This is a genomic window from Lysobacterales bacterium (genome assembly GCA_019634735.1).
Lineage (GTDB): Bacteria > Pseudomonadota > Gammaproteobacteria > Xanthomonadales > UBA2363 > Pseudofulvimonas.
Genome location: JAHCAT010000006.1, coordinates 29,195 through 49,933, shown reverse-complemented (window position 1 = coordinate 49,933; position 20,739 = coordinate 29,195). Strand labels below are relative to the sequence as shown.

The window sequence follows — 20,739 nt, the reverse complement described above, 5'->3', positions numbered from 1 at the left end:
AAGTGCGGATGCTCATCAGCCAGATCTTTGCGACTTCGTTGGCACGAAAGGCGCGAACAGCAGGCCAAGCACAAGGTCGCCGGACAATAAGCTGACCCGTCCGGCAATAGCCAGGTAGGCAACGACATCCGCCCCCGCATCGTGTGCGAGCGCGGCGAACACCAACTCACGCACGCCCAGACCGGACGGACTCACCACAGTGGCGTAGCCCACGAACCAGGCGATCATGTACAGGGCCAGCAGGCGGGCACCCTCCGCGGGCTGCAGCGCCGGGTAGGCGGCGGCGAAGCACAGCCACGCGCCGTACATAGCGATCCAGCTCGCCACGAAGGCGAGGGCGGCATGTCCTGCGTCCTGGGTGCGGGCGCGCGCTGCGCTCCCGACGACAACCCTGAGCGCGGCCCCGGTCCGGCCGCGCATCGGCGCCACCTTTCGAGTCAGCCATGTGGCGCGCGCGAGGCGCCACCCGACTGCGTACAGCGCGAGGCCGGCGGCACCGGCGAGTACGGCCAGCGGTACGTCCCCTGGGACCAGCAGGACCAGGGCCGAGGTCAGCAGGGCAAAGTAGATGGCCAGTCCCATGTGCAGGACATTGACGACCAGCCAGGCGCCGACCGAGCCGCCTGGCCGGCCACCGGCGATCTGGTAACCGATGCCCCATATCCTGCCGGGCAGATGCCGCAGCAACTGCGATGTGAAATGCAGGTGGCCGAGCTGGAGCGGCGATAGGCCGGTGATGCCGGACACCCGTGCCAGGGGCCGGAATGCCTCGAAAACCAGGAGAGATGCCACCGCCACCAGAGCGAATCCCGCCAGCATCATCGGGCGGTCGACCTGGCCAAGGCCCTCCCGGAAAACGGGCCAGGTCCGCCACAGCAGCACGCCGACCCATGCCAGGGCCGCGCCACTGACCACCACGCCCAAGATCGTCCGCCAGCGACGGTTTCTATGGCTTTCCGGGCCGAGATCCATGCCTCAACGACCCGGCTGCTTCCAGAGCAGCCAGATGTACCCCGGGAAGAGAGGGCGCAGCAGGGTGAACCAGGCGCGCGCCAGCCATCTCGTAGGCCGGCGGGAGAAAAGGTAGCCCGCCTGGTAGCGATCCGGGTCGGCAAGGATCGCGCCGGTGCGATCCTCGATTCTGAACGCCCGGGCCAGCCGGCGCAGAGCGAAGTAGCCCAGGTGCCGCTCGTAGTAGCGGTCACCCCGCCGCATCAGCCGCAGGTAACCATTGGCCATACGTTGCGGAAGCCAGGACAGCAGGGGCAGGTGGTAGTGCTGCTCGATCAGCGCCCACCGGTTTGTGGCGGCGAAATAGCACACGCCTCCCGGGGCCAGCACGCGCTCGATCTCCGCAATCAGGCGCGTCGAATCCGGCACATGCTCGTAGACCTGCGAGCAGATGACGATGTCGAAACTGCCGTCCGCAAGGTCAAGCGCCATGGCGTCGGCCACCCGGAAGCTCAGGTTGCCGCCGGCACGCGTTCGCATCGCTGCTGCAACCGCATCACTGTCGATGTCGACGCCCAGCACCGTACCGACGTGGGGTGCCATGAACGCGTCGATGATGCCGGCCGAACACCCAAGGTTCAGCAAACGGGCCTGTGCCAGGCGGTCCGGGCCCAGGGCCTCGCCCAGGACGGCCAGCATCGTGGCCGCCTTGCGCTGCCTGCCCTGTTCGGCATGCATCTGCGGGTTGATCGCCGCGTAGCCGTGCTGGTAGCCGCGGTCGGTCATCCGACGGCACCCCGGCAATCAGGGATTGCCCGGCCGTCAGAACCGGCTGTCTCCTCTGCCCGCGCGACCAACACGAACCCGCTGGTGAAGGCCTCCCAGTCGGGCAGGAGGTGGCCAAGCAGCCAGCCGGCAAGGTTGACCAGCGGGATCAGCGCAAGCAGCGCAGGTGCGAGCAGCGCGCCCGGATGCCGTCGCCGTGCCGCCGTCAGCACGGTTCCGGCCAGGGCGATATTGAACAGCAGGGCGGCACTGGCGACGCTGCCAAGCGAAGGTTGTAAGTGGCGGATCGCCAGGCCCGATGCCGCCAGTTCGCGCTCCAGGCCATGGCGGGTGTAGCGCTGGTAGTCGTGCGGTGCATCGTGGAGGGGATAGAGAAAGGGCATGCTGACGATGGCGATGCCGCCCGGCGTCAGAACACGCCTCGCCTCCGCCAGCGCCTCCCGCGGGTACCGCAGGTGCTCCAGCACTTCCAGCATGACCACTGTGTCGAACGTCGCCGAGCGGATGGGCAGCCGCGCGGCATCGCCGAACAGGTCGGGTCGTGCACGGTACAGTCCGGCGCCGGTGGCCGGATAGTCGAGCGCCACGTATTCGGCGTCCTCAGGCAGGTGTCCACGCACCCAGCGGTCCGCGCAGCCCACGTCGAGGACTCGCCCGCGGGCATGTTCGCGGACCCAGGGGGCCAGGCGACGGGCCGGTCCAAGCAGCCACTGCGGATGCAGCGGCGTGCGCCGCAGCGGCGCCAGCAGCCTGCGCGCGAGGCCGCCGACGCTCATTCGCGCTCGTCGCGCCGGTAGGTGAGGCTGGTGATCTGCTCGGACACCAGGCCGACCAGGAACACGATCACCGCGGCGCTCAGCAGCAGGGCGCTCATGTTGGTGAAGCGGCCCTGGGTGGCAAAGGTGTAGGCGTAGTGCCCCAGTCCCAGCATCGCGAACGCGAAGGCGGTCGGCACGAACAGCTTCAGCGGCGAATACAGGGTGGCGATCTTGAAGATGATCAGCAGGAAGCGCAGGCCGTCCTTGATCGGGCGGATATGGCTGGTGGTGCCCTCGCGGCGCGCCACCGGCACCGGCACGTAGGCCACCGGGAAGGCGCTGCGGAAGAACGCCATGGTGATGGTGGTGGGGTAGCTGAAGCCGTTCGGAAGCAGGTGCAGGAACTCGCGGAACCGGGTTGCGCGCACGGCGCGGAAGCCCGAGGTCAGGTCCAGCACCGGATGGCCGGTCATCCAGCTCGCCAGGCGGTTGTACAGGGCGTTGGCCAGGCCGCGGTGGCGGCTGGCCTGGCCGCTGCTGTCGCGGGCGCCCACCGCCATGTCGTAGCCCTGGTCGAGTCGGGCCAGCAGCTCGGGGATGTGCGCCGGGTCGTGCTGGCCGTCGGCGTCCATGAACACCAGGACCTCGCCGGTCGCCGCGCGGGCGCCGCGCTTGATCGCCGCGCCGTTGCCCATCGAGTACGGTGAGGACAGCACGGTGGCGCCGTGGCTGCGGGCCACGGCGGCGGTGTCGTCGGTGGAGCCGTCGTCGACGACGATCACCTCGGCGTCGGGCTGCCGGCTGCGCAGGCCCGGCAGCACCCGGGCCAGGCCGATGGCCTCGTTCTTGGCGGGCAGGATGATGCTCAGCTTCATTCGGAATCCCCTCAGGCGGCAAGGTTAAACGAATCGCAGCGGTCGAAGGCGGCGGGGGAGGCCGCCCGCGCAGGTCCCGGCCCGCGTGTCCCGGAACGTGATGCCGGTCCCGTTTGTCGGGTCCAGGTGCGCGGAACCGGAGCCAACTCCTGTGCTGGCGTCCACAATCCGCCCGGAAGTGCCTGAGATTGCTTGCCTGGCGCCCAGGGGTCCGGTAAAACGGCAGTCTCTATCCGAGTGTCTGTGGGGAGACATTCCCGTGGCGACAGCGACTGCAACCCGGGGCGCGACCCGCGCCGCCGTGTCCCAGACCCAGCCTTTCCTGTGGCAGGGCAAGGACAAGCGCGGTGTCATCCTGAAGGGCGAGGTGGTCGGCAAGTCCGAAGCCCTGATCCGGGCCGACCTGCGCAAGCAGGGGCTGTCGGGCATCCAGGTCCGCAAGAAGCCCAAGTCGATCTTCGGCGGCGCCGGCAAGACGGTGAAGGCCAAGGACATCGCCTTCTTCTCGCGCCAGATCGCCACCATGATGGCCTCCGGCGTGCCCCTGGTGCAGAGCCTGGACATCCTCGCCCAGGGCCAGAAGAACCAGAAGTTCAAGAAGCTGATCGAGGCCATCAAGACCGATGTCGAGGGCGGCTCCACCTTGCACGAGGCGCTGGCCAGGCATCCGGTGCAGTTCGACGAGCTCTACGTCAGCCTGGTCAAGGCCGGCGAGGGCGCCGGCGTGCTCGACACCATCCTGAAGACCATCGCCGACTACAAGGAGCGGATGGAGTCGATCAAGGGCAAGATCAAGAAGGCCATGTTCTACCCGGCCATGGTCCTGGTGGTCGCCATGCTGGTCACCGCCCTGCTGCTGATCTGGGTCATCCCGCAGTTCCAGGAATCGTTCCGCGCCTTCGGCGCCGACCTGCCCGGTTTCACCCTGCTGATCATCAGTCTTTCCGAATGGATGCAGTCGAACGGCATCTACCTGCTGGTCCTGGTCGTCGGTGCCATCTCCGGCCTGATCTATGCGCGAAAACGCTCGCGCAACGTCGCCCGCACCATGGACCGGCTGATGCTGAAGATCCCCATCGTCGGGCCGATCATGCACAAGGCGGCGCTGGCGCGTTTCGCGCGCACCCTGGCGATCACCTTCAAGGCCGGCGTGCCCCTGGTCGAGGCCCTGGAGTCGGTGGCCGGTGCCACCGGCAACATCATCTACACCGAGGCCACCCTGCGCGTGCAGCAGGACGTCGCGGTGGGCCATGCGCTCAACCTGGCGATGTCGCAGACCAACCTGTTCCCGCACATGGTCATCCAGATGACCGCGATCGGCGAGGAGGCCGGCGCGCTCGACGCCATGATGGTCAAGGTCGCCGAGTTCTACGAGGAAGAGGTCAACAACGCGGTCGACGCCCTCAGCTCGACGCTGGAACCGCTGATCATGGTCATCATCGGCGCCATCGTCGGCACCCTGGTGGTCGCCATGTACCTGCCGATCTTCCAGTTGGCGGCAACCGTCGGCTGACGCCGCGCAGCGCCAGATGCATTCCGCACGGGGCGCCTTCGGGCGCCCCGTTGCGTTTCCAGCAACCCCGCACCCGAACGCGGTTCCCCTGCCACCACCGTGGCAGGAGCGCGCTCGCGCGCGAAAGATGCCGGGGTCAGGCGCGGGCAGGGTGTGGCGGCTGTGGCCAGGGCGTGGCAATGGTTGCGCGCGGGTGCCTCCTGCGGCAGCCGGGGCGCTGGGCGGCATGGCGTCACGCCCCGAGGCATCCCTGCGGCCGCTGGGGCTGAGGCCCGGCCTGGACCTCAGCGCACCACGGCCCCGGATCTGCCCAGGTTCCCAGCCTCAGCGGGGGACGACCGGGCTGTCCGGCGTCCCCGACTCGAACCCGTTGGCAAATAGCAGCTCCGAAGGCGGCTGATACAGCCCCATGTCGGCCGCGGGGAACAGGAAATCGTCGTAGCCGCCCCCCACGGCCAGAAGATCCACGCCGTCCAGCCAGGTGGCAGCGTGCGCGCCACGCGCCGTGGGCGCGTTCGTAGGGCTGATCGGCAACCAGCGATCGCCGCTGGGTGCCAGTCGTGCACCATCCGCCAGGCCCTGGTCCGACTGGAAGCCACCCCAGACCACGACCGAATCCCCCGTCCATGTGGCCGTATGGCCCCAGCGTGCCGAGGGTGCACCCGCGCCGGGCAAGGTGGACCACGCATCGTCGCCGGGGCGCCAGAACGCGCCATCGCCCAGTTCGCTGCCATCCGGCCCGAGGCCACCCCAGACCATGAATCCCTCGCCGGTCCAGACACCCGTCGCATGGTTGCGGGCGCCCGGGCTGCCCGCGTATGGCAGGGGCTGCCACTGGTCGCTGGCCGGTGAATAGATGAAACCGTCGGCAAGTGTGTCCCGACTCCTGATTCCGCCCCACACCAGCAAGGCGTCGCCGGTCCACGCGCTGGCGTGGTGCCAGCGCCCCGGGGGGCCCGGGGCGATCATCTGCCAAGTGTCGGTATCAGCATGGTAGCGCCCGCCCGCTCCAGATCCCTGGCCATTGATGCCGCCCCCCCAGACCAGCAGCTCCGTGCCGGTCCAGGCCCCACTGGCGAACCGGCTCGATAGTGGTGAACCTGTGGCGTTCATCGAGTGCCAGGTGTCGGTGTCCGGCCGATAGCGTCCACCGACGTTGGTCGGTGGTCCCCCACCCCCCCAAACGAGTACCTCGCTGCCGGTCCACGCGCCGACCATGCCGATCCGCGTGCCCGGCGCACCGATCGAGGTGGTCTGCTGCCAACGGAAGGTTGCCGGGTCGAAGCGCATGCCGGTCCTTCCGAAGTCGTCACCCCAGATCACCAGTTCCGCACCGGTCCAGACCGAGGCGTGGCCGACCCGCGGCCACGGCCCGTCACCGCCCGGCAGCGCGGTCCAGTTCGCGGTGGTTGGGTCGAATCGTGCGCCGCTGTCGAGGATGGTGGTCAAGGGGGAGCCACCCCAAAACATCATTTCCGTACCGGTCCAGACCGCGGCTACCTGCCGCCGCCCGATGGTCGTGGGGGCATAGGGAATGGGCGTCCATGTATCGAGGTCCGGACGGTAGCGTCCACCGTCACGCAGTGCGATTCCTGAGGGAATCGGCCTGCCGCTCCAGACCAGGACCTCGTCGCCGGTCCAGACCATCGCGTGACCGTCGCGCGAAGAAGGTGCGTCCACGGTCGACATCGGGGTCCACTGCAAGGCGCCGGGTGTCCAGCGGGCACCCACCGGGACGAAATGGCCGCCCCAGACGATCAGCTCCGTGCCGGTCCATACGGCCGCCTGCCCCTCGCCGGGCATGGCCCCCGCGGCGGGCAGCGGGATCCAGGCGCTGCTGTCTGGATCCAGACTGGCGCCATACATGAACGGCCCGGGGCCACCGGTAGGCGACGAGCCAGCCAGAACCACCAACCGGTCCCCGGCCCAAACCACCGCTGGCCGGTTGCGGGGTTGGGGCGCGCCCGCAGAGGGCAAGGGCGACCAGGTCCAGGTCGAAGGATCGAACACGGCGCCGTTGGCCAGCACGGTCGTGCCGCTTCTGCCGCCCCACACGTACATGTGTTCACCGGACCAGACGGCTGCATGTTCGTGTCGCGGCGACGGCGCTCCGGCCAGGGGCAAGGCGGTCCATGCGCCGGTGGCCGGATCCCATGCGGCGCCGGAGTCCAGCGGATCGCCGACCTCGTTGCGGCCGCCCCACACGATCATCTGCGTACCGGTCCAGACGGCAGTGTGGTCTTCCCGGAGTCCTGCCACCGCATCGGGTGGAATCGGTGTCCAGCGGTCCAGGGTGCGGTCGTAGCGACCGCCATCGTCGTGCACGCCAAAGCGCCAACCGCCCCAGACGACCAGCTCGGTGCCGGTCCATACCGTGCTGTGCCGGATCCGGCCTGCGGGCGGATGCCAGCCGGTCAGCCATTCGCCCGCGTCGGTGGTGCCCTGCGTTCTGAGTGGCGCCTGCAGGCTGAAGTCGCCCGAAGGTGGGCCGACGGGTGCGAGATCGGATCGGCGCAGCACGGCCCAGGTCTCGTCGCTCGAACGCTTGTCGAACTGCCAGTAGGCAAGGACGATCTCGTCCTCGCTGGCCGATTCCAGATGGATGACCTGCCAGCCGTGCCGGGTTTCCTCCAGCACCGGACGGGCAGGGCCGTTGAGGCAGGCGCCGGGCGCGGTGCAGGTCTGGCCGGGATGGAAAGGCGCCAGCAGGTCGGGCCAGAACGTGGCGTCCACCAGGGTGTCGGCACTCGTGCCATCGCGCCACGCCGGTGCCTGCGATGCGGTGACGAACCGGCGCCGCTCGACCCTTGCATCGGGCGGTGGCTGGTCGAGCGGCCGCAGCAGGGCGGACTGGGCCGCCTCACGCGGGCCGGACTGCAGCTGGTCATCCGCGTGGACCGCCTCGTCCAGTGCCGTCCTTACCAGGTGCGGCCAGGCCAGGCAGCGGGCGGCGCGCTGCGGGTCGTCGTCGAGTGCGGCGAACAGGGCGGCAAGGCGGTCGGGCGCCACGCTCTGCTGCGCCATCCGGTCCAGTTCGCGCTGGACGTCGCCGGCGGTGATGCGAAGCCCGTAGCGCTGCTGCAGGACGCCGGCCATCAGCGGAAGATCGCGGGCCTGTTCCTGGCTGCGCTGGCGCTGCAGGTGGGCGGATGCGTCCGGACGCGGGCCGGGATTCTCATCGGGCCAGATGCGCGCCGCCTGGTAGACGGCCTCGACGCTGGCCAGGCAGTCGGCAAGACTCTCGGCCTGTGTGGCATCCGCCTGTGCCCCCAGGGAGGACCAGCCTGCCGCGGTCAGCAGGGTGATGGCGATGGCGCGGATCGTCATGGCTGACTCCGAGGGGTGGAAGGGCGTTGATGCATCTTCGTGCCTTTTGCGGCGCATGCGCAAATTTCGAGGCGATCGCGCGCCGCCACAGCGGGCAGCGGTAGGGCCCCGTGACGTACCAGGCAGATGTTGCCGAACGGGGGCGCGGGATCGCGGGTGGGTGCGGTCTGCCGCACGTTCGCGGAGGTCGCGGGTCGGGGGCCGACGCATCGGGGCCCGTTGTCAAGGGCCTGGGTCAAGGCGCTCCCGGCCGCCTCGGCGGACACTGCCAGCGTGCCCGTCTCCGTCCGATGCCGCCATGTCCGATTCCTTCGACGACCTCCAGAGCAGCTACGGCCGCGCCCTGCGCGGCGGGCCGGTGATCGAGGCCTTCTACCGGCGCTTCCTGACCAGCCACCCGGACATCGCGCCGATGTTCGCGAACACCGACATGGGCCGGCAGCGCATGGCGCTGCGTCGCGGGCTGAGCATCGCCATTTCCCATGCCGGCGGCAGTGCGCTGGTGCAGCGGCCGGTGCAGCACATGGCCGATGTCCACTCCCGTCGCGGCCATGCGCCGGTGCCGCCGCACCTGTATCCGTACTGGGTTGATGCGCTGGTCGTGACCCTGCGCGAGCACGACCCCGAGTTCACGACGGCGCTGGAAGCGCGCTGGCGCCGGGCGCTGGCCGTGGTGGTGGCCACCTTCACTGCGCGCTACTGAGCGTCCGGGCAGCCGCTTGCCGCCTCGCCGCCCCGCCGCCCCGTACAGTTCGGTACGGTTCGGTACGGCCGGCTTGCGCGCCGCTGTCGGCCGCTGTCGGCCGCTGTCGGCCGCGCCGTTTGCAGCTTGCCAGGCGCACGCCAGCACCCCGGCGACCTTGCCGACCGCCCCGGCGACTGTGGGACATGCGGCCGGCGCCGGCCTGGGCTACCCTTCGGGCCTGCCAGCGGCCTGGCCGGGGAGTCCGGGGAACGTGCATGAGCAAGCCAAAACGTCAGCGGCGGCTGCGCCGGTGACGGCGCCGGCGGACGCCTGCCCGGGCGCCGTCAGCGCCGTTCCCGCTGCCGGCGGCGAGGACGGTCGCGCCGGCATGCCCGCGCTGCCCCGTGTGCTGCCGCAGCTCGCCCAGGTCGCCGAGCGCACCGGCATGGCGGTTCTGCTGACCGATCCCGATGGCCGGATCACCTGGTGCAACGCCGGATTCTCCCGCCTGCTCGGCTGGACCGCGCCCGAGGTCCTGGGCCGGCCGATATGTGCGCTGCTCGACGAGAAGCGCGTGCCGGCACCGGTGCGCGCGCGCATCAGCCAGGCGCGCCGCGAGGGCGAGCCCCTGCACCTCCTGGTCTGGCGGTGCCGGCGCGAGGGCGCCAGCCTGCCCCTGGACATGGACATGGCGCCGTTGCGCGATGCCGCTGGCGAGCTGAGCGGCTTCGTGCACCTGGAGACCGACGTCTCCGGGCTGCTGGCGCGAGAGGAGGCGCTGCGCTCGCTGGTCGCGGCCCTGCCGGCGGGCATGGTGGTGCACGACCCCGAGGGCCGGATCCTGCAGGCCAACGCCATGGCGCATGCCATCCTGGGCATGGATGCCGATCTGCTGGCGGGCAGTTCGCCGCATGAACGGCGATGGCAGTTCGCCGACGGCGAGGGCCGGCCGTTGCCGGTCGAGCAGATCCCGCCCCTGGTCACCCTGCGCACCGGCGAGGCGATCGCCGATTTCCCGCTGGGCATCGCCCTGGCGGACGGCGAGCGCCGCTGGCTGCGCGTCAACAGCCAACCACTGCGCGGTCTGGACGGCGGCATCGAAGGCGTGGTGTCCTGCTTCACCGACGAAACGCGGGCGCGGCGCCAGGAGCGCTGGCTGAGCCTGGCGATGTCGGCCGCCCAGATCGGCCTGTGGAGCGCCCATCTGGCCAACGGCCGCATCGAGGGCGACGAGCATTGGCATGCCCTGCTTGGCCTCGAGCCGGACCTTGCCACGGCGCTGCGCTGGGACGACCTGATCGCCGCCGAGGACCTGCCCGCCCTGCGCGAGCGCCTGGATGAATACCTCACCCATGGCCGCGGCCTGTTCCAGGCCGAATTCCGGGTCGCCGACCGTGCCGAGGGCGCCTGGCGCTGGATGCTGGCGTGTGGTGCCGTCACCGAGCGCGACGGCGAGGATGCGCCGCTGCGCATGGCGGGCGTCCTGCTCGACATCTCCGGGCGGCGCGAGGCCGAACTGTCGCTGCGCCGCGCCGCCACCACCGACGCGCTGACCGGGCTCAGCAACCGCGACGTCGTCACCATCCGCCTGCGCGAGGCCCTGGTGGCGGCGCGCCGGGCCGGCCGTTTCGGCGCCCTGGTGTTCATCGACCTCGACGGCTTCAAGGGCATCAACGACAGCTTCGGCCACCTGGTCGGCGACGAGGTGCTGCGCGAGGTGGCGCGCCGGCTGAGCGCGGCGGTGCGCAGCGGCGACACCGTCGCCCGTCTGGGCGGCGACGAGATGGTGGTGCTGCTGCCGGTCTGCGGCGAATCGGCCGACGATGCCGAGCAGACCGCCCTGGAGCTGGCGCGCCGGCTGATCGAGGAGATCCGCCGGCCGTTCCAGCTGAACCAGCGCGCCTTCCGGCTGGACGCCAGCGTCGGCGTCACCGTGTTTCCCAAGGTGCTGGTCGAGAGCCACGACGACCTGATCCGCGAGGCCGACACCGCCATGTACGCGGCCAAGGCGCGTGGCGCCGGCCGCGCGGTGGCCTTCCACCAGCAGATGCACGACGCGGTGCGCGCGCGCCTGGAGCTGGAGCAGGACATGCGCGTGGCCCTGGAGCGCGGCGAGTTCCAGCTCGCCCTGCAACCCAAGGTCGATGGCGAGCGCAGGCTGTGCGGCGCCGAGGCGCTGATCCGCTGGAAGCACCCGCAGCGCGGCCTGGTGATGCCGGCCGAGTTCATCCCGCTGGCCGAGGAAACCGGCCTGATCGTGCCGGTCGGTGCCTGGGTGCTGGCCGAAGCCTGCCGCCTCGTCGAGGCCAGCTCGGTGTTCGGGCCGCCGGTGCCGCTGGCGATCAATGTCAGCGCCCGACAGCTGCAGGAGGACGGCTTCGTCGAGGCGGTCGAACTGTCGTTGTCGCGCTTCCGCATCGACCCGGGCTGCCTGACCCTGGAGCTCACCGAGGGCAGCATGCTCGACCACTCGCAGCTGATGCGCGAGCGCCTGCGGCGGCTGGCCGAGATCGGCGTGCGCCTGTCGCTGGACGATTTCGGCACCGGCTACTCCAGCTTGCTGCACCTGAAGAACCTGCCGTTCCACGAGGTCAAGGTCGACCAGGGCTTCGTGCGCAACGCCGATGCCGACCGCGGCGATGCCGCCATCGTCCGGGCCATCGTCCACATCGCCGACGAGTTCGGCCTGGTCGCGGTGGCCGAGGGCGTGGAGACGCCCGAACAGTGCGAGCACATGCGCCGCGCCGGCTGCGGCGTGCTGCAGGGCTTCCTGTTCGCGCGCCCGATGCCTGCCGCGCAGTTCATGCAGCAGCACCGCCTGGGCGCGCCGCTGTAACCCCGCGCCGCTTTGCTTCCCTTTCCACCTGGGAGAGGGAGCGGGGGAGAGGGCCGGGGCTGGCCATGATCTGCTTCGGCGCCGGACCGGGATGTCTGGGTTTACCGGAAACGTGCCGCTGCCCCGCTGGCGTGCGGAAGCCGTCCTTGGCGTTGTCGTCGCACATCCCTGTGTGCTGAGTTTCGCTTCTTGCTCTCCAAGAGAAAGTAGCGGCGGATTCAAGCTGGAAGTGCAACGCCTTGACTACTGTGCTGTCTTGCTCGTGGCTTCGGCCAGAGTCAACGCCAGAGCAAAGGTTTGAAGTGGTGTTCGCCAGTCCAGTGTCTTGCGCGGGCGAGTGTTGAGCAGATTCGCTATCGCATCGAGCTCTTGCTGGCTGTGGGCCGACAGATCTGGAACCTCTTTCGGCAGGTACTGGCGAAGCAGTCCGTTGGTGTTCTCGCAGCTACCCCCTCTGCCAAGGACTGTGTGGATCGCAGAAACACACCTGAACCCTGTCTGTCACTCAGTTCTGCAGTATGCTCGCCATCTCCTTGCCCTGATCGTAGGCTGGTCCGTCGCATGGGTCTGGCAATCGAGTTCAACTTCTGGTGAAGCCAGTCAGAGCAGCTTCCGCTGTCGCGCTCTCCATCTTCGCCAGCAATTCATCAACCGGCTGTGGCGTTCGAACAGACGCCCACCGAAGACTGGTTGGTGCGGATCCCTGTCGAAATCGCCCTCCCAGTGACCGGGTATCAGCCGCCTCCACCTCTGGAGGGCGCACGTGAATGCTCACGATGTCTTGCAGTACTCCGCGCCTTTGGTGCCCGGCTGCAGTGACGGCGTGCCGCGACCTTGGCGAAGCAACTTCACCAACTCCCTGGCGCAATTCGCCGCGAGGAGCGTAGATCGCTGTGTAGATTGTCTCGTGGCTAGCTTGCAAGGCGGGCTGCCTCGGGGTGCCTCCTCACGCTTGAGTGCGTGGCTGCGCGACTCGTTCCGGGGACCATCTCCTTGCTCGAGCAGCCGGCGAACGCCTGCCCAGAGCAAGGTCCCTTTCCTGCAGCCTGTGGCCTTCGCGCCGCCTGGCGCACTCGGCGGCTTTCTCACGCCTGCTCGATGAGCGTCAGCTCCCCAGCAATGCGGGAGGGACGACCATCCGCCCGACCTCATGGGCGGCCTTGTAGTCGTTCCGCCGGAGCTCACGAGTGATCGTGCTGGCAGATCGGCCAAGACAACGAGCAATTTCCCGTGCGCTTCTCTCGTCGCACTTTCATTGCCATGATCGTGCCGCGCTCTTCGGCGCTCAGTTGGTGGTAGCTGGAAGGCATCAGATTCTTCGCTCGAGCAGGGGTGGGGGGTGCTGTACTCCAGTCTAGAGACCACCAGCCGAGAGAGAAGGGCGCCCCAGGCGGTCCGCCCCACGGGCATCCTGCCCGTGGGGTTCGCGTGCCCCGTCCGGGCCGACGCTCAAGGGCCATCCATCGCCCCCGCGTCGGACGGCGCCTCGGGCGCCGTCCGCGCCTTCGGCGCGGCTGATCCGGCCGTGCCCCGCCGGACCGCGTGGGGCCCCGGGAAAAGCGCGGACATCCTGTCCGCCAACGCCAACGCCAACGCCAACGGCAACAGCAACAGCAACGGCAACAACAACAGCAACAGCAACAGCAACAGCAACAGCAACAGCAACAGCAACAGCAAATGACAGAGCGAGAGCCAGAGCGAGAGCCAGAGCGAGAGCGAGCGTGTCAGGGGCAGCGAGCGCGACATCGGCCCTCTCTACCTTGCGACGGCACCGCACTTCTCCCCTCCCCCGCCTGCGGGGGAGGGGCCGGGGGAGAGGGGCGGGGCTTGCCAGGGTCTTCAGCCAGAGCGAGAGCGAGCGTGTCAGGGGCAGCGAGCGCGACATCGGCCTTCTCTACCTTGCGACGGCACCGCACTTCTCCCCTCCCCCGCCTGCGGGGGAGGGGCCGGGGGAGAGGGGCGGGGCTTGCCAGGGTCTTCATCGGAGCCAGACCCGGGCGCAAGGAATCCCAGGAGGGTGCGGTGATGACCATTGCCGGGAAAGCTGCCGCTGCCATGCGCGGCCGGAGGCCGGTACGGCGGCCCGGATCGCCTTTTGCCGCGGCGCGGGCTAACCTTGGCGGCCATGACCCCCACCCCCGCCGCCCTGGTCGTCGAGGACGAGGCCGATCTGCGCGAGCTGATCGAACTGTCGCTGGCCGGCATGGACCTGGACGTGGTCGGCGTCGGCACGCTCGCCGAGGCCAACGAGCAGCTCGCCCGGCGCAGCTTCTCGCTGTGCCTCACCGACCTGCGCCTGCCCGACGGCATGAGTCTGCCCTTGGTCGAGAAGATCGGCCGCGAGCACCCGCACACGCCGGTGGCGGTGCTGACCGCCTACGGCAACGTCGAGACCGCGGTGCAGGCGCTCAAGGTCGGCGCCTTCGACTTCGTCGCCAAGCCGGTCGACATCCAGCAGCTGCGCCGCCTGGTCGAGACCGCCCTGCGCCTGGGCGCGCAGCGGCCGGTGGCGGACGCCACCGCACGCCTGATCGGCGAGTCGCCGGCCGTGCAGCAGGCGCGCGCCACCATCGCCAAGCTGGCGCGCAGCCAGGCGCCGGTCTACATCTCCGGCGAATCCGGCAGCGGCAAGGAACTGGCCGCGCGCCTCATCCACGAGCTGTCCCCGCGCGGCCACGGGCCGTTCGTGCCGGTCAACTGCGGCGCGATTCCCGCCGAGCTGCTGGAGAGCGAGTTCTTCGGCCACAAGAAGGGCAGCTTCACCGGCGCCGCCGCCGACAAGCCGGGCCTGTTCCAGGCCGCGCACGGCGGCACCTTGCTGCTCGACGAGGTCGCCGAGCTGCCGATGCCGATGCAGGTCAAGCTTCTGCGGGCCATCCAGGAGAAGGCGATCCGGCCGATCGGCGCCAATGTCGAGCAGCCGGTGGACGTGCGCCTGATCAGCGCCACCCACAAGAGCCTGCACCAGCTCGTCGAGCGCGGCGCCTTCCGGCAGGACCTTTACTACCGCATCAACGTCATCGAGCTGCCGATGCCGCCGCTGCGCGAGCGTCGCGAGGACATCCCGATCCTGGCCCGCCACATCCTGGGCAAGCTCGACCCGGGCGGCCGGGTCGAGCTGTCCGCCGAGGCGATGGACGCGCTGCGCGGCTACGGGTTCCCGGGCAACATCCGCGAGCTGGAGAACGTGCTCGAGCGCGCCATGGCCCTGTGCGACGGCGACCGCATCGGCGTCGACGACCTGCACCTGCCGCAGGCCAGCCCGGTGCCTGGTGCCCAGGCGGCGCAGCCCGGCATGGCTGCCGGCACCGTCGTGATGACGGGCGCGGCGGCCATGCCCTCGCCCGGTGCCGCCAATCTCGGCCCCGGCTGGGGCAGCGGCGGCGGCGCCTTCGCGCCCGGCGTTCCGGTGCCCGCGCAGGTGCCCGTGGCAGCGCCGCCTGCGGGGGCTGCCGGCGCCGCGGAACCCGGGCGCGATGCGCCGCTCGAGGACTACATCGAGCAGCTCGAACGCGACCGCATCATGAAGGCGCTGGAAGCCAACCGCTACAACAAGACCAAGACCGCCCAGGCGCTCGGTATCACCTTCCGCGCGCTACGCTACCGGCTGAAGAAGCTCGGCATCGAGTAGGGCCGATCGCCCGCTCGGCGGCGAGCCGCCGGCTTCATCGCGGCTTCGGCGGAGTCCACGCTTCCTGCAGCCCGCGCCTGTTCCAGGGCGGGTAGGTCAGTCAAGGTCAGGCGGCGATGTCGACGTACTCCACGACGCTCGCCGGGCTGGGGATCGACAGTCCGTCCGCCCTGAGGCCTTCCGCGTGGAACCCGATCGTCTCCCGGATTCCGGCTTCCACGGCGGCTACCGTCTCACCGGTGGCAGTGCAGCCTGGACGGTGGGGCACGTAGGCCGACCAGTTGCCTTCGGCCTTTTCGATGACGATGGCAAAACGCATGGGGTGACCTCTTCTGGGCGGCTTGCTTGAGTACGCTGTTCGAGGTTCCAGGCGCCAGGTCATCGCTGGGCTTGCCGCCGCGCTGGCCGAGGAGGAAGCGCGGTGGCCTGCAGCAGGTGGCTGCCGTGCTCGCCACGGAACTGCCGCTGCGCCATCCGCCGCAGTTCGTCGCAGGTGGCCCGGAAGAACCGTGCGCCGGCGGCGGTATCGCCGCGCGCGGCCTGGTCGAGCAGCAGGGTCAGGTCGGCATCGTCGGCCATGACGCGCATGCCTTGGGGAGTGCGGACGCCATGATCGCGCAATCGGGGCGTGCTGCCCATCGACGGGCGCCACTGGGCTGCGGCAGGACGAATGCACGTTCTGCAAACATTTGTGAAGCGTGACTTCACACTCAGTCGCTGTCGCCGCGGCAGCGCAACATGGCACCCGCACGACAAAGGCAAACCCATCGAAAGGTGGGGACGCAAAGTCACCGGCCTAACGGCCCGGGTCATCCCGGGCCCACGGTAGCGGGACCGCCGAACGCAGCGCGGAACGCCTCCAGGGCCCCGGGTCAGTCCCGTTCGCCCCGGCATCAGGCTCCGCTCGGGCGAACTCTGTCTTTCGTGCGCCGTTGCACCCGGCACGGGTGCGTTTTCCACGAAGCAAGGAGCCTCACCATGAACCTGATCCGCACCTCCCTGGCCGCCGCCGTGGCCGCCGTCTGCTGCGCTTCCCTGGCCCAGGCCGGCACCGCCGGCGACGACTTCCAGGTCAGCGCCGAAGTCATCGCCGCGTGCAGCATCAACGCGTCGGACCTGAACTTCGGCGACTACAACCCGGTCGTCGGCACCGCGGTCGATGGCTCGTCCACGATCTCGGTGACCTGCACCAATGGTGCCGCCTACAGCATCGGCCTGAGCGCCGGCGCCAGTGGCAACGTCGCGGCCCGCGCCATGGACCACGACACCGAGAACGCCACCCTGTCCTACGGCCTGTTCAGCGACGCGCTGCGCGAGGAGATCTGGGGCGACGTGTCCGACACCGTCGACGGCGTCGGCACCGGTGCCAACCAGAACGTCACCGTCTACGGTCGCGTGTTCGCCAGCCAGTCCACCGCCCTGGTGGGCAGCTACGCCGACACCATCACGGCGACGGTGGAATTCTGATGGCCGCAGGTCCGGAACAGCCGGTCGTCCAGGCGCCCGGCGGCTGGCGCCGGCTGCTTCCGGGCCTGCTCCTCGTCCTGTGCGCCTTTGGCGCACAGGCCGTGGAGATCCAGCCGATCCGGCTGCAGGTGGCCGCCGGCGCCCAGGCCGGCGACCTGTCGGTGCGCAACCCGCGCGCCGAGGTGCTGCGCCTGCAGGTCGATCTCATGCACTGGCGGCAGGGTCCGGACGGCGACGTCCTCGAGCCCGCCACCGATGCCCTGGTGGTGCCGCGCATGCTCAGCCTGGAGCCGGGTGCGACCCAGCGTCTGCGGGTCGGGTTGACCGCCGGTCCCCGCGACCGCGAGCGTGCCTATCGGCTGCGTATCCGCGAACTGCCGCAGCCTGCGCCCCCGGACTTCGTGGGGGTGCGTACGATCATGGAATTCAGCGTCCCCATATTCTTCGACGGTGCCGCTCGCGGTGCGCCGCCCGAGCTCGCCTGGCAGGCCAGCCGCGACGGCACCGGTGCGGTGCTGCTGCAGGCCCGCAACGACGGCGCGCGACATGCCCGCTTCTCCCGCGTACGTCTGCTCGACAGCGCCGGCAACGAACTGGCGCGCTCCGAACGCCCCCACTACGTCCTCCCCGGCGCCAGCACGCGCTGGCGGCTGCCGGTCGAAAGCGCGGTGCCCGACACCCTTCGCCTGGGACTGAGCGAGGGCGGCAACGAGCGCCAGACGGCCCTCCGCCTGGAGTGATGGCCATGAAGCGCGTCCCTTCCCGGCTGGCCGTGGCGCTGGCCCGGCCGCTGCTGGGCCTGCTCTGCGCGGTCGCCGTCGCGCAGGCGCAGGCGCAGACTGGGCCGCGCGAGCTGTGGCTTACCGCCAGCATCGGCGGCGCCGATGCCGGCCTGGTGGTCCTGGTCCTGGTCGACGCCGACGGCCGCCGGCTTCTGCGGCGCCTGGACCTGGGCCTGCTCGGCATCGCCGTGCCGCAGGTGCCGGCGATCTCGCACCAGGGCGAATGGTTCGTGCCGGAAACCGCGCTGGCTGGCCACCGCCTGGTGGTCGATGAATCCACGGGCCGTCTCGACGTGCAGCCGGCCGCCGCGTCGGCAGTCGTGGTCACGACCACGCCGCCGGCACCGCCGCCGGTGCGCTCGCGTCCGGAAACGCAGGCCAGCACCGGCTGGGTGGCGCCGCCGCCGGCAGCGGCCGAGCCTGCGCCCGTGGTCGCGCCGGCGGTCACGGAGCCGGCCGCGCCGCCCGCCGATGCCGTGGCGTGGCTGCTCGATGTCGAGATCAACGGTCGGCCGGTGTCTGGCGTGCACGCGGTCAGCGAATCCGGGGGCCGGCTGTGGCTGTCGCCGGGCCTGCTCGAGGCCGCCGGCGTGCGTCCGCCCCCCGGCGCGCGGCCCGGCGAGCCGATCGCACTCGACAGCCTTGCCGTCGGCACGCCGAACCTGGACACCACCCAGCTTCGCCTGGCCTTCGAGGTCGACCCGGACCGGCTGCCGGCACAGCGCATGGACCTTGCCGACGACTTCCGGCCCGGTCCGCCACCGGGCGGGCTGTCGGCGGTGATCGGCTACGACCTGGGCTATGCGCATGCCACTGGCAGTCCCGGCAGGCTGGGCGCCGCGCTCGATGCCGCGCTGTCGGCCGGTCGCGCCACCTGCGGCAGCGGCCTGCTGGTGTCGAACCGCGGCGATGCCCTGCGCCGCGGCGACAGCCGCTGCCAGTTCGACTGGCCGGAACGGATGATGTCGCTGACCGTCGGCGACGCCATCGGCGGCGATTCCGCGCTGCTCCCACCGGTGCGCTATGGCGGCGTGCGCATCGGCTCCGATTTCGAGACCAACCCCTACTTCAACACCCGGCCGCTGCTGGCTGTGGAGGGCAGCGCCCGCCTGCCGTCCACCGTGGAGCTGTACCTGGACCAGCAGCTCGCCCTGCGCAGCGAGATCGCACCCGGTCCGTTCCGCATCGAGGACCTGCCGGCGCACACCGCCAACGGCGAGCTGCGCGTGGTGGTGACCGACGCGCTGGGTCGGCAGTCGGTGACCAGCGCGCCGGTGTTCGTCGACCCGCGCCTGCTGCGTCCGGGACTGGTCGACTGGAGCGCCGAGGCCGGACGGCTGCGCCTGGACTACCTGGGCGAGGGCGACCGTTATGGCGAGCGTTTCGCCAGCGCCCGCTTTCGCCGCGGCATCAGCGACCGGCTGACCGTGGGTGGCCAGGTGCAGGTGCGCGAGGAGGGTGGCCTGGTCGGTGCAGAGCTGGCCTGGCAGGCCGGTGCGCGCGGCATGCTGGAGGCGGCCGTGGCGGCCAGCCGCGACGATGACGGGGCGGGGCTGGCCTGGTTGCTGGGCTATGCCTGGCGCGGCCGCGCGCTGTCGTTCGGGCTTCGCCACTGGCAGGCTGACGACGGCTTCTCCAGCCTCGCCTGGGACGAACCGGGCCAGGCGCCGGAGCGCCTCACCCAGGGCTGGCTGGGTTGGCGGGTGAGCGACACCGTGTCGCTTTCGCTGTCGCTGCTGGAGCGCCGCCAGCGCGCGCTGGACGACCAGCGCCTGGCGACCCTGGGCCTGAACCTGCGGCTGTGGCACTGGTCGCAACTGCTGGTCTCGGTTTCCCACCCGCTCGACGGCAGCGACGACCTGCGCGCCAGCCTGGTCCTGAGCGTGCCGTTCGGCCGCGGCTATCACGGCCGCGCGGGCGTCCATCACGATGGCGAACGCACCGGCCTGCGTGCCGGTGTGCAGTCGCCCTGGCCGGACGACACCGGCGTCGCCTGGCGACTCGATGCAGAGGCCGGCGGCCACCGCGATTCGCTGTCCGGCAGCGCCCTGTGGCGTGGCCGGCGTGCCCAGGCGCAGGTCGCCGGCTTCCACGACCTGGACGGCGCCACCTCGCTGCAGGCCGGCCTGACGGGCAGCGTGCTGCTGGCCGGTGGCGGCGTCCATCTGGCCCGACCGGAGACCGGCAGTTATGCCCTGGTCCGGGTGCCGCAGGCCGGCGTGCGCGTGCTGCGCGACAACCGCGTGGTGGCGGTGACCGGCGACGACGGCGTCGCCCTGGTCCCGGGCCTGCGGCCGTTCCAGCGCAACCGGGTCGCGCTGGAAGGCGCCGACCTGCCGCTGTCGCTGCGCACCGGCCATGCCGCCCTCGATGTGGTGCCCGGGCGTCGCCAGGTGGTGACAGCGGATTTCGCGGCGACGCGTGTGCGCTGGCTGTCCCTGCGCATCGCCTTGCCCGGCGGCGCCGTGCCACCGCCGGGTGCGGCGGTGCGCGGCGCCGGACTGGCCGGGGACTCGGTGCTGGGCTTCGAGGGCGAACTGTTTCTCGAGCTGGCCGCCGACGTGGCACCCGATGCCCTGGTGCTGAGCTGGCCCGGCGCGACCTGCCAGGTCCGCTTGCCGACGCTGCAGTGGAAGGACGAGCTCGCCGTCATCGAGGAGATTCTGGAATGCGCATGATGCCCTTGCTGCCGGACGGACCGGCACGGCTGCTCGGCCTGCTGCTGGCCGGTTGCGTGCCACCCCTGCAGGCGGCCTGCGTGGTGTCGGCGACGGGCCTCGCCTTCGGTCCGGTCAATCCCCTGTCCGGCGCCCCGGTCGACAGTGCCGGAACCCTGACCGTGAACTGCGCGGAAACCACCGCCTACAGCATCGCCCTGGTGCCCGGCACCGGGCCGGGGGGATTGCACGAAATGACCAGTGGTCCGGACAGCCTGCTGTTCGGCCTGTATGTCGATCCGCTGCGCAGCATTCCGTGGGGCGACGGCAGCGGCGGCAGCCAGGTGGTCGCGGGCAGCGCCGGACCGACCGGCAGCGCGCATACCGTCCACGGGCGGCTGCCGCCGCAGCCGCTGGCGCGCGCCGGTCACTATGCGGGCGTGGTCGTCGTGCAGGTGACCTGGTGAGCGC

Annotated in this window: 16 protein-coding genes, 1 pseudogene and 1 riboswitch; of the genes and pseudogenes, 9 read left to right on the top strand and 8 right to left on the bottom strand. The window is 70.5% G+C overall.

What is annotated here, in order from left to right; all coding sequences use genetic code 11:
* Nucleotides 1–15: 15 nt before the first annotated feature.
* The 4 genes from KF823_07270 to KF823_07255 are packed head-to-tail and all read right to left on the bottom strand — an operon-like array spanning nucleotide 16 to nucleotide 3,370.
* A complete protein-coding gene (locus KF823_07270; GenBank protein MBX3725704.1) occupies nucleotides 16–918 on the bottom strand; it encodes a hypothetical protein in 903 nt (300 codons plus the stop codon).
* 57 nt (nucleotides 919–975) lie between these two features.
* The gene (locus KF823_07265) at nucleotides 976–1,737 is read right to left on the bottom strand and encodes a class I SAM-dependent methyltransferase (protein MBX3725703.1); all 762 of its coding nucleotides are present in this window, start codon (nucleotides 1,735–1,737) and stop codon (nucleotides 976–978) included.
* Nucleotides 1,734–2,513 carry a class I SAM-dependent methyltransferase gene (locus tag KF823_07260; protein MBX3725702.1) on the bottom strand — a complete coding sequence of 260 codons (780 nt, stop codon included), beginning with the start codon at nucleotides 2,511–2,513 and terminating at the stop codon, nucleotides 1,734–1,736. The genes KF823_07265 and KF823_07260 overlap by 4 nt, the downstream gene beginning before the upstream one ends.
* Nucleotides 2,510–3,370: a glycosyltransferase family 2 protein gene (locus KF823_07255; GenBank protein ID MBX3725701.1), complete on the bottom strand. Its 861-nt coding sequence runs from the start codon at nucleotides 3,368–3,370 to the stop codon at nucleotides 2,510–2,512. The genes KF823_07260 and KF823_07255 overlap by 4 nt, the downstream gene beginning before the upstream one ends.
* A gap of 100 nt (nucleotides 3,371–3,470) precedes the next feature.
* On the opposite strand from KF823_07255, the gene KF823_07250 reads away from it, so the two are divergent.
* Nucleotides 3,471–4,883, top strand: coding sequence for a type II secretion system F family protein (locus KF823_07250; GenBank protein MBX3725700.1), 1,413 nt, complete (start codon nucleotides 3,471–3,473; stop codon nucleotides 4,881–4,883).
* 324 nt (nucleotides 4,884–5,207) lie between these two features.
* Here KF823_07250 and KF823_07245 read toward each other — a convergent pair whose 3' ends face one another.
* On the bottom strand, nucleotides 5,208–8,210 hold the full coding sequence (locus KF823_07245; GenBank protein MBX3725699.1) for a hypothetical protein: 3,003 nt from the start codon (nucleotides 8,208–8,210) through the stop codon (nucleotides 5,208–5,210).
* Nucleotides 8,211–8,508: 298 nt separating this feature from the next.
* Between KF823_07245 and KF823_07240 the strand changes: the two genes are divergently transcribed.
* The gene (locus KF823_07240; GenBank protein MBX3725698.1) at nucleotides 8,509–8,913 is read left to right on the top strand and encodes a globin; all 405 of its coding nucleotides are present in this window, start codon (nucleotides 8,509–8,511) and stop codon (nucleotides 8,911–8,913) included.
* A 370-nt stretch (nucleotides 8,914–9,283) separates the two neighbouring features.
* A complete protein-coding gene (locus KF823_07235) occupies nucleotides 9,284–11,731 on the top strand; it encodes an EAL domain-containing protein (protein MBX3725697.1) in 2,448 nt (815 codons plus the stop codon).
* A 243-nt stretch (nucleotides 11,732–11,974) separates the two neighbouring features.
* Here KF823_07235 and KF823_07230 read toward each other — a convergent pair.
* Nucleotides 11,975–12,983, bottom strand: a pseudogene (locus KF823_07230) (IS30 family transposase).
* Between the two features lie 273 nt (nucleotides 12,984–13,256).
* Between KF823_07230 and KF823_07225 the strand changes: the two are divergent.
* Both KF823_07225 and KF823_07220 read left to right on the top strand, forming a co-directional pair.
* Complete coding sequence (locus KF823_07225) at nucleotides 13,257–13,412, top strand: hypothetical protein (protein MBX3725696.1); 156 nt, start codon at nucleotides 13,257–13,259, stop codon at nucleotides 13,410–13,412.
* 444 nt (nucleotides 13,413–13,856) lie between these two features.
* Entirely contained in the window at nucleotides 13,857–15,362 is a 1,506-nt protein-coding gene (locus KF823_07220; protein ID MBX3725695.1) for a sigma-54-dependent Fis family transcriptional regulator, read from the top strand.
* A 106-nt stretch (nucleotides 15,363–15,468) separates the two neighbouring features.
* Here KF823_07220 and KF823_07215 read toward each other — a convergent pair whose 3' ends face one another.
* Complete coding sequence (locus tag KF823_07215) at nucleotides 15,469–15,681, bottom strand: type II toxin-antitoxin system HicB family antitoxin (protein MBX3725694.1); 213 nt, start codon at nucleotides 15,679–15,681, stop codon at nucleotides 15,469–15,471.
* A 59-nt stretch (nucleotides 15,682–15,740) separates the two neighbouring features.
* A complete protein-coding gene (locus tag KF823_07210; GenBank protein MBX3725693.1) occupies nucleotides 15,741–15,950 on the bottom strand; it encodes a hypothetical protein in 210 nt (69 codons plus the stop codon).
* 159 nt (nucleotides 15,951–16,109) lie between these two features.
* A riboswitch (cyclic di-GMP riboswitch) is annotated at nucleotides 16,110–16,204 on the top strand.
* 136 nt (nucleotides 16,205–16,340) lie between these two features.
* Here KF823_07210 and KF823_07205 point away from each other — a divergent pair.
* The 4 genes from KF823_07205 to KF823_07190 are packed head-to-tail and all read left to right on the top strand — an operon-like array spanning nucleotide 16,341 to nucleotide 20,735.
* Complete coding sequence (locus KF823_07205) at nucleotides 16,341–16,829, top strand: spore coat protein U domain-containing protein (GenBank protein ID MBX3725692.1); 489 nt, start codon at nucleotides 16,341–16,343, stop codon at nucleotides 16,827–16,829.
* A complete protein-coding gene (locus tag KF823_07200; GenBank protein ID MBX3725691.1) occupies nucleotides 16,829–17,569 on the top strand; it encodes a molecular chaperone in 741 nt (246 codons plus the stop codon). Before KF823_07205 ends, KF823_07200 begins: the two co-directional genes overlap by 1 nt.
* 5 nt (nucleotides 17,570–17,574) lie before the next feature.
* A complete protein-coding gene (locus KF823_07195) occupies nucleotides 17,575–20,289 on the top strand; it encodes a fimbrial biogenesis outer membrane usher protein (protein ID MBX3725690.1) in 2,715 nt (904 codons plus the stop codon).
* The gene (locus tag KF823_07190; GenBank protein ID MBX3725689.1) at nucleotides 20,280–20,735 is read left to right on the top strand and encodes a spore coat protein U domain-containing protein; all 456 of its coding nucleotides are present in this window, start codon (nucleotides 20,280–20,282) and stop codon (nucleotides 20,733–20,735) included. The genes KF823_07195 and KF823_07190 overlap by 10 nt, the downstream gene beginning before the upstream one ends.
* Nucleotides 20,736–20,739: the final 4 nt, after the last annotated feature.